At 65.2% G+C, this 7,538-nt stretch carries 9 protein-coding genes; 3 read left to right on the top strand and 6 right to left on the bottom strand.

Going from position 1 to position 7,538, the window contains the following annotated elements; genetic code table 11:
* Positions 1-33: 33 nt before the first annotated feature.
* The 5 genes from gspD to gspG are packed head-to-tail and all read right to left on the bottom strand — an operon-like array spanning position 34 to position 5,359.
* On the bottom strand, positions 34-2,343 hold the full coding sequence (gspD, locus tag HX869_RS29190) for a type II secretion system secretin GspD (protein WP_177037217.1): 2,310 nt from the start codon (positions 2,341-2,343) through the stop codon (positions 34-36).
* Positions 2,340-2,864 (bottom strand): type II secretion system protein GspM, encoded by a 525-nt coding sequence (gspM, locus tag HX869_RS29185; protein WP_003218654.1) that lies wholly within the window; start codon positions 2,862-2,864, stop codon positions 2,340-2,342. Before gspM ends, gspD begins: the two co-directional genes overlap by 4 nt.
* Entirely contained in the window at positions 2,857-3,969 is a 1,113-nt protein-coding gene (gene gspL / locus HX869_RS29180) for a type II secretion system protein GspL (RefSeq protein ID WP_178904043.1), read from the bottom strand. Before gspL ends, gspM begins: the two co-directional genes overlap by 8 nt.
* Entirely contained in the window at positions 3,966-4,913 is a 948-nt protein-coding gene (gene gspK / locus HX869_RS29175; RefSeq protein WP_158660285.1) for a type II secretion system minor pseudopilin GspK, read from the bottom strand. Before gspK ends, gspL begins: the two co-directional genes overlap by 4 nt.
* A gap of 8 nt (positions 4,914-4,921) precedes the next feature.
* Positions 4,922-5,359, bottom strand: a complete 438-nt coding sequence (gene gspG / locus HX869_RS29170) for a type II secretion system major pseudopilin GspG (RefSeq protein ID WP_003218660.1) — start codon at positions 5,357-5,359, stop codon at positions 4,922-4,924.
* 148 nt (positions 5,360-5,507) lie between these two features.
* Here gspG and gspI point away from each other — a divergent pair, with 148 nt between their 5' ends.
* A complete protein-coding gene (gspI, locus tag HX869_RS29165) occupies positions 5,508-5,906 on the top strand; it encodes a type II secretion system minor pseudopilin GspI (protein ID WP_008431408.1) in 399 nt (132 codons plus the stop codon).
* Here the strand turns inward: gspI and HX869_RS29160 are convergent.
* Entirely contained in the window at positions 5,893-6,324 is a 432-nt protein-coding gene (locus HX869_RS29160) for a type II secretion system protein N (RefSeq protein WP_008431409.1), read from the bottom strand. The genes gspI and HX869_RS29160 overlap by 14 nt on opposite strands.
* A gap of 85 nt (positions 6,325-6,409) precedes the next feature.
* Here HX869_RS29160 and gspH point away from each other — a divergent pair, with 85 nt between their 5' ends.
* Together gspH and HX869_RS29150 are read left to right on the top strand one after the other, a co-directional pair.
* Positions 6,410-6,862, top strand: coding sequence for a type II secretion system minor pseudopilin GspH (gene gspH, locus HX869_RS29155; RefSeq protein ID WP_008431410.1), 453 nt, complete (start codon positions 6,410-6,412; stop codon positions 6,860-6,862).
* Entirely contained in the window at positions 6,855-7,451 is a 597-nt protein-coding gene (locus HX869_RS29150; protein ID WP_087695372.1) for a type II secretion system protein GspJ, read from the top strand. Before gspH ends, HX869_RS29150 begins: the two co-directional genes overlap by 8 nt.
* The last annotated feature ends 87 nt before the right edge of the window (positions 7,452-7,538 follow it).

Here is a 7,538-nt window from a genome sequence, read left to right as displayed (position 1 = left end):
AGCAACGGATATGCCCCCCATCCAAACCCCAAATCACCGCGGCACCGCCCGAATCACCGCCCTAACCCCCTGCCCCCCGGGAATCGCCTTATCCACCGAAGGCAACTGCGGCGCCTGCACATCCGGCATCGCCCAGCTATGCTCCGGCTGCAACCCACCCTGGGCCCTGCGCATAAACTCATAGCGGTTCAGCGTAATACTGCGCCCCGCCCCACCGTCACGAATAATGTAGGGCCGCAAAAACACCATCAAATTAGTCTTCGTCACACTGCGCTTTTCATTCCTGAACAACGCCCCCAACCCCGGAATATCCGACAACCAGGGCACCGCGTCATTGCTCTGGCTATACCCATCCTGCAACAGCCCGCCAAGTACCATGATCTGCCCGTCATCCAGCAAAATACTCGTATCAATCGCCCGCTTGTTCGTCACCGTCCCGGCATCCACCGAAGCCCGCGTGTCGACGCTGCTGACCTCCTGATAAATATCCAGCTTCACCGTCCCCCCCTCGGAAATCTGCGGCCGCACGTTCAGCTTCAGCCCCACTTCCTCGCGCTGTACCGTCTGGAACGGGTTATTGCTCGTGCCGCCGCCGCCCGTCACATAACTACCGGTGACAAACGGAATCGTCTGCCCCACAAAAATACTCGCCGCCTCGTTATCCAGGGTCAGCAGGTTCGGCGTCGACAACACATTGGTCCCGCCCTTGCTCTTCAATGCCCGGGCCAGCACCTTGAGGTCCAGCACCTTGCCAATCCCCGGAATGTCCACCGAGCCATTCACCAGCCCGATGTTCAAACCCTTGGGCAACACATCAATGCTGGTCTTGCTGGTGGGGGTTCCATTCAAGCCGCTGCCCCCCAGGTTCACCCCGCCAAAGCCACCCTTCCCGCCCAGGTTCCCCGCCTGCCACTGCACCCCGAACTCGCTGGCATCGTCCTCGCCCACTTCGACGATCAAACTCTCGATCACCACCTGGGCGCGACGCTGGTCAAGCATGTCGATCACCTCCCGCAGGTTGCGATACAGCGGGTCCGGCGCCGAGATCAGCAAGGTGTTGGTGGTGGCGTCCGCCTGGATCGTCACGCCACCGGCGCTGAACGCGGTGTTCTGGTCGGTAGGGGAAGAGGCTCCGGTGCTGCTGGTGTCCTGCCCGTAACCACTGGGCTGGACAGTGCCGCTGCCGGTGGGAGTGCCGCTGCTGTTCTGGGTACTGCCCTGGCCACCCTGGGTGTTGCCGCCCATGCTGCTCAACTTGCCACGGGCATTATCACTGGTACCGGAGTCGCTCTCGCCGGTCAGCAAGCCCCGCAGCGACTGCGCCAACTTGCCGGCCTGGGCGTTGCGCAGGTACACCACGTGCATATTGCTCGGGTTGCTCTGGGCGTTGTCGAGCTTGTAGATCAGGTTGCGCGCTAGTTCCGTGCGCTCCGGGCTGCCGGCGCGGATGATGATGGAGTTGGAGCGCGGGTCGCCGATCACGTTGATCTTCTGGGTCTGGTCGGCGCCCTGGGTTTCGAGGAGTTCCGAGACCATGGCGGCGATGTCCACGGCGATGCCGTTCTGCACCTTCACCACGTCGGTGTCGATGGCGCTCGGGGTGTCGATGCCGTCGATGATCTGTGCCACCCGCGCCAGGTTTTCCGCGTAGTCGGTGATCACGATGCTGTTGTTGCCGGGGTAGGCGTTGATCGGGTTGTTCGGCGACACGATCGGGCGCAGCACCGGGATCAGGTTCACCGCGTTTTCGTATTGCAGGCGGAAGGTGCGGGTCTGCATGCCCTGCCCGCCCGGGTTGGCGCCGCTGTAGATCGGCCCGCCCAGCAGCTTGGCGTCCGCCTCAGGCACCACCTGGGCCACTCCGCCTACGTCGACCACGCTGAAGCCCTGCATACGCAGCGCCGCCAGCAGCATGTCGTAGGCCTGGTGCGCCGGTACCTGGCCTTCGCTGACCAACGTGAGGTTGCCTTTGACACGCGGGTCCACCAGGAATTGCTGGCCGGTGGCGCGGGACAAGGCGCGCACCACCGCCTGGATATCGGCGTCGACAAAGTTCAGTTGTACCGGTTGATCACCCAGCGGGTTGCGCGCCCTGGCCGGTGCGGTGCCATGGCTGCGGGCGCTGTTGGTCACCGGGTGTTGCACCCGGGGTGGCGGCACGGTTTCGCGCTGGCGGTCCAGTGGTGTGTCGCCGCTGCGCCGGGTGTCGGCCAGGGGTTGGCCGAGCTCGCTGTCCACCAGCAACGGCGCGGAGGATTGGGGGTTGCTGCACGCTCCCAGCGCCAACAAGAGCAAAGGGGCGACCTTGCGATAAGGCGCAGCGTTGGGCAATGACCACTTCATGAAGCTTCCTTAGCGCCAGGCGCCTGATCCATGCGAACGGTCCCGGACAAGGTGCCGGCCGAGTTTGAAGGGGTGGCCTCGCCTGCGCGTTGCAGGCGGGCCGCAGAGACTTCCAGGGAGAACGGCCGGGGGTTGGCCAGCAGCCAGTCGATCACCGCGTCCGCCGGGGCGTCGTCGAAGGTCAGGCGCCAGCTGCCGGTGTCCTGCGGCTGCAATTGATAGCGGCCCTGCAGCCCGGCGTTGTCGAGGGACTGGTGCAAGGCGGTTTCCAGGTCACTGCTGCGCGGGGCTGGGGCGACGCCTTGCAGCAGCACCTGCAAGGCCTCGGCCTGGCTGCGCAGTTTCGGGGTTTCGGCTTGCCAGTAGTCGATTTTCTTCAGCGGTGGCTGGATCAACAGCAACCAGGTCAGCAGGCCCGCCAGCACCAGGCCGGCACCCACCAACAGACGTTTTTCACGCATGGCCAGGCCGTTCCAGAACACCTGGGCCTGGCTGCGCAGAAGCTGCCAACGCTTATTCATCTTCGGCCTCATCGTCTGCATCGGCTTCAACGCGCTCGGTGAGCGGGCCGACTGTCCAGCCCTGGTCGTCGCGACGGGCGCTGAACCCGGCCTGGGCCAGCAGCGCCTGCGCGTCAGCGGCCAGCGCCGGGGTCCGGGCGTCCGGCAGCAGGCTCAGCTGCAGGCGGCCTTGCTCGTAGCTCAAGCTCTCGACGCTGCCCGCCATGGACGGCAGGCTGCTGCCCGCCAGCGCCAGCAAGCCGGTAAAGCGCTGCCCAGGTTCGGCCGCCGCGCCGCTCTGGCGTGCGGCCAGTTGCTGACGGGCTTGTTGCAGCGGGTTGAGAATCACCGGCAGTTCGGGGAAGGCCTGGCGTACTTGCTGGCTCATCTGCGCCTTGAGGCGTTGGCCTTCGTCGACCTGGCGGGCGGCGTAGAGGTTCAGGCCCAGGGCCCAGATGGCGACCGCCAGCGCCGTGCAGGCCGCCGCCCTGCCCCAGCCACCGGTTGCCGCCTGCTGGAGCCGACCGTGCAAACCCCAGCCCGGCGCGGTACCGCTCCAACGGGCATCGTCGGCCACATGGAGCACATCGACACCAGTGGCGAGCAGGTCATCCAGCGCCTGCTGCCCCAGAGGGTGTACCGCGCCCTGCTGCAGGCTATGGCGCAGTAGCAAATGCCCGTCGCAGAAGGCCGCGCTCGCTGGCCCGCTGACCGGCAGCGCGTAGGGCGCCGGGTACAGGCCACGCACTTTGATTTTCAGCTGGGTCGTTATCCGGCCCAGGTGCTCAAGGCTGCTTTTGGGCAACCAGCCGACCTGCACCAGGCCGCTGCTGTCCCGTGGACCGTGGGCCACATGCATCAACTCCAGCGGGCCGAGGATCAATGCCTGGGCCGCACAGGTCACTGCATCGTCGACCTTGGCGGAGGGCAATTGCGGCAGCTCCAGGCTGGTCAGCAAGCTGTCCCGTGGATGCAGAAAACACTCCGCCTGGGTATTCGCCCATTGCGCCAGGCGGCCCTCGCCCTGCTGGCTGACCTGCCCGGCGCGGTCCAGCCAGGCGAACTGCACCTGGCTCTCGGTGGTGAGTTCATCCAGCGGCGGCAAGCCGATGCGCAAACGCTTCATACGCCCACCCGCGACCAGATCACCTGGGGCTGACGGTCTTCCGGGCGATACAGCAACGCCTCCAGCGTGACCCGACGCTGCTCGCGGCGCGCCTGGCCGTGCACGCGAAACCACTCGCTGGTGATCCCCACCTGCACCGTGTCCACCGCGACCTGTGGCATGCGCAACCGGTTGACGAAATCCCCGCGATTGACAAACCAGCGCCCGCCGTCGCGCTCGGCCACCAGTGCCTGAGCCTGGGACAGGCTGAGCCCCGGCACCACGCTGCTGAGTACCTCGGCGCTGGCGGTATTGCCGTTGACCCAGGTATTGCCGGGCAGCACGCTGACATAGCTCGCCATGCGCCGCAGTTGGCGCGGGTCGAGGCCTTCGATACCGCTGAGGTCGGTGAGGCTGCGCAACATCGGGTACTTGGCCGGGATCAATGGCGCGGCGGCACCGGGCGAGGTATCCCGGCTGCTGTTGAAACCGCCGGTAAGCGAGGCGCCGAGCTCGCGCTGGTCGTATGAGTCGATCACTCGCCGGCTGATGCGGCGACTCACGGCCGGCTCGATGCCGATCAACTGGCACAGGCGTTCGAAGCTCTGCAATTGCCCGGCGTCCGGGTGTTGTTGGGTCACCAGGTTGCGCAGGTTGAACTTGCCTTGCTCATCCTCAATCCGCCCCTCGAAAGCACCGCCGAGGGGCCTTGCCCACGGTTGATCGAGCCGGGTCAACACGTCCTGGCGGCGCGCGTCCCACAGGAGCTGGCGACTGGTTTCCAGGCCGCCATTCAACAACCATTGGCCCTGGATACGCAGTTGTTCAGCTTCCAGGCTGCGGGTGAACACGGTTTGCCGGGTGAGCATGGCGCCGGCAATCACCGCGACCACGGCGGCGATCAGCAAGGCGCTGATAATCGCCATGCCGCGCTGCTTCGCCGCTGTAGGCGAATGGCTGTTCATCGCCGGCCTTACAGCTGCCAGGAGCCGATATCGGCATTCACGCCGTCACCATCAGGTTTCCCGTCGGCGCCGAGGGAGAACACATCCACTTCGCCGTTGGCCCCAGGGTTGAGGTAGTGATACGGGTTGCCCCACGGGTCGTTGGGCAAGCGTTCGAGGTAGGCGCGCCAGTTGCTGTTTTTCGCATCGGCCGGGCGTTCCACCAGCACCTTCAAGCCCTGGTTCATGCTGGGATACGAGCCGTGGTCGAGGCGGTAGAGTTTCAGGGCCTGCATCAGCCCGCCAATGTCCTGCCGGGCCGCTGTGGCCCGCGCCTGGTCGGGGCGGTCGAGCACCTTGGGCACCACCAGCGCCGCCAGAATCCCCAGGATCACCACGACTACCATGATCTCGATCAGGGTGAAACCGCGCTGCCTGCGCGCTGACGTGAAGTGTGCGATATCCATGTCGACATTCCTTGGCTTGAGTGCATTTCGTGGCGCAGTGTTGCAAGAACACATGTCAGTCATGTTGAAAATCCTCGGGAGCTTTGGTCGCCAATCGGTCAACTCCCGGGGCTAGTCTGCGGGCCTGTTTCCCGGTTTTGAGTACGCCATGGGCGGGCCCCGCAACGAGCAAGGTTTCACCCTGATTGAAGTGTTGGTGGCACTGGCGATCATCGCCGTGGCCATGGCGGCGGCGGTACGCGTGGCCGGGCTGATGACCACCAGCAACGGCCTGCTGCGGGACAAGTCGATGGCGCTGCTGGCAGCCCAGGGGCGGATGGCGGAACTGCGCCTGGAAGGTCGGGTGAGCACCGGGCGCAAGACGTTCGACTGCGACCAGGGCCGGCTGAAACTGCGTTGCGAACAGACCATCAGCAACGGGCCGGATGGGCGCCTGTTCCAGGTCAGCGTGCAGGTGCTGGACGCCACCCGGGAAGCGCCACCCCTGGCACGCCTGGAGACACTGCTGGGGCGACCGCCGGTGAAGCGCCCGGTTACTGCCGAATGAGGCTTGGCAACGCCGGCCCGTCGGGCAACTTGTCGAGGGGCACGCGGATTTTTTCCGCGCCGCGCTCGATCTCCACGCTATCGCCTTCAATGGCCGTCAGCCGCACGCCGGGGCTCAGGCGTTCACCCAACAAAAAGCTGCGGGGCGGGCCGTCGTTGAGACTGAGGATCGCCACCGCCCCACGCGCCCCGGCAAGCACCCCGGAGACCCTGATCTGCATCACCGCCGGGGTATTGGAAAACCATTGTACGGCGGGGTTGTCGCTGCGAGCCGCCAACGCCTGGGGCGCGGCCTGCGGGGTGTGGGACTCGGCCGACGTGAGCAACAGTGGCGTCCAGGTCGCCACCCCTGCCAGCGCCGCCAGCAACGCCAAGGCCTGGACGCCATGGGCGGGTGAAAAACGATGGATGAATGCCATGGGCGGGACCTCCTGTTTGTCCGTCGCCTCAGGCTACAGGGCAATTCACACCTTTTTATTTCAGCGGTTGATCAGGGAGCAAAAAATGAAACAGCAGGGCTTCACGTTGATCGAGTTGATGGTGGTGCTGGTGATCATCGGCATCGCCAGTGCGGCCATCAGCCTGAGCATCAAGCCTGATCCGCTGCACCTGCTGCGCAAGGACGCGGAACGCTTGAGCCAGTTGCTGCAGGTGGCCCAGGCCGAGGCGCGTGCCGATGGCCGGGCGATTACCTGGAAAGCCGATGCCAAGGGATTTCGCTTCAGCCGCGTTACCGATGATGGGCTGGGAGTGGAGAACTTCAGCGGCGATCAGCAACTGCGTCCGCGGGCCTGGGACAGTGCGCCGATGCAGGTGCGCATCGAGCCCGGGAAAACATTGGTGCTGGATGCTGAATGGGTGAACCCGCCAGTGCGGGTGGTGCTGTCGGATGGGCAATACAGCCTGAGCCTGCAACGGGATGCGGCGGGGTTGTTGCGGGTGGTGAGTCATGAGTGACCAGAAGGGTTTTACGCTGATCGAGGTGATGGTGGCGATCATGTTGATGGCGGTGGTCAGTGTGATTGCCTGGCGCGGGTTGGACAGTGTGACCCGGGCTGATCAGCATTTGCAGGCCAGCAGTGAGCAGACTGAGGTGTTGTTGCGGGCGCTGAACCAGATGCAGCTGGATGTGAGCTTGCGCGCGGGGGTTGAGTTGGGGCCGCCGATTGGCGAAGACGCGCCGAAGCCTGGCGGGTTGGCGGCGGTGTCGGTGAGGAGTTCGGATAGCAAAGGGTTTCGGCTGGAGGTGATCCGGAGTGCGCCGGTTCCTGGGGATGGGTTGCAGCGGGTGCGGTGGTGGCTCAAGGGCGACACGCTGTACCGGGCAGCTGCACCGGCGCGGGATCGGTATCCGCTGCCGGCGCCCAGGGATGCGGTGGCGGTGCTTGGGCAGGTCAGGGATTTGCAGGTGCGGGTTTGGGACAAGGGGTGGCGGCAGTTGAGTGGGAATCGGCAGGAGGAACCGCTGGGGATCGAGGTGGTTCTGGTGCGGGAGACGGGCCAGGGGGTGGAGCGGTATCGGCAGGTTTTGGGGCCCTTGCGGTAGGGCTTTTTGGGGGTGGTGTACATATCCGTTATTTTTGTTATGGCTGATATGGGTTCCGCTCACTTTCGAAAAGCCGGAATGCCGGCC

The sequence above is a fragment of the Pseudomonas sp. P7779 genome (assembly GCF_013386315.1).
GTDB lineage: Bacteria > Pseudomonadota > Gammaproteobacteria > Pseudomonadales > Pseudomonadaceae > Aquipseudomonas.
Note: the sequence above shows the minus strand (reverse complement) of the source record. Positions and strands in the feature narration are given on the sequence as shown.

Excerpts from the sequence above, each read along its gene's own strand:
- gspD (WP_177037217.1), bottom strand. The coding sequence starts at position 2,343 with ATGAAGTGGTCATTGCCCAACGCTGCGCCTTATCGCAAGGTCGCCCCT.
- gspM (WP_003218654.1), bottom strand. The coding sequence starts at position 2,864 with ATGAATAAGCGTTGGCAGCTTCTGCGCAGCCAGGCCCAGGTGTTCTGG.
- gspL (WP_178904043.1), bottom strand. The coding sequence starts at position 3,969 with ATGAAGCGTTTGCGCATCGGCTTGCCGCCGCTGGATGAACTCACCACC.
- gspK (WP_158660285.1), bottom strand. The coding sequence starts at position 4,913 with ATGAACAGCCATTCGCCTACAGCGGCGAAGCAGCGCGGCATGGCGATT.
- gspG (WP_003218660.1), bottom strand. The coding sequence starts at position 5,359 with ATGGATATCGCACACTTCACGTCAGCGCGCAGGCAGCGCGGTTTCACC.
- gspI (WP_008431408.1), top strand. The coding sequence starts at position 5,508 with ATGGGCGGGCCCCGCAACGAGCAAGGTTTCACCCTGATTGAAGTGTTG.
- HX869_RS29160 (WP_008431409.1), bottom strand. The coding sequence starts at position 6,324 with ATGGCATTCATCCATCGTTTTTCACCCGCCCATGGCGTCCAGGCCTTG.
- gspH (WP_008431410.1), top strand. The coding sequence starts at position 6,410 with ATGAAACAGCAGGGCTTCACGTTGATCGAGTTGATGGTGGTGCTGGTG.
- HX869_RS29150 (WP_087695372.1), top strand. The coding sequence starts at position 6,855 with ATGAGTGACCAGAAGGGTTTTACGCTGATCGAGGTGATGGTGGCGATC.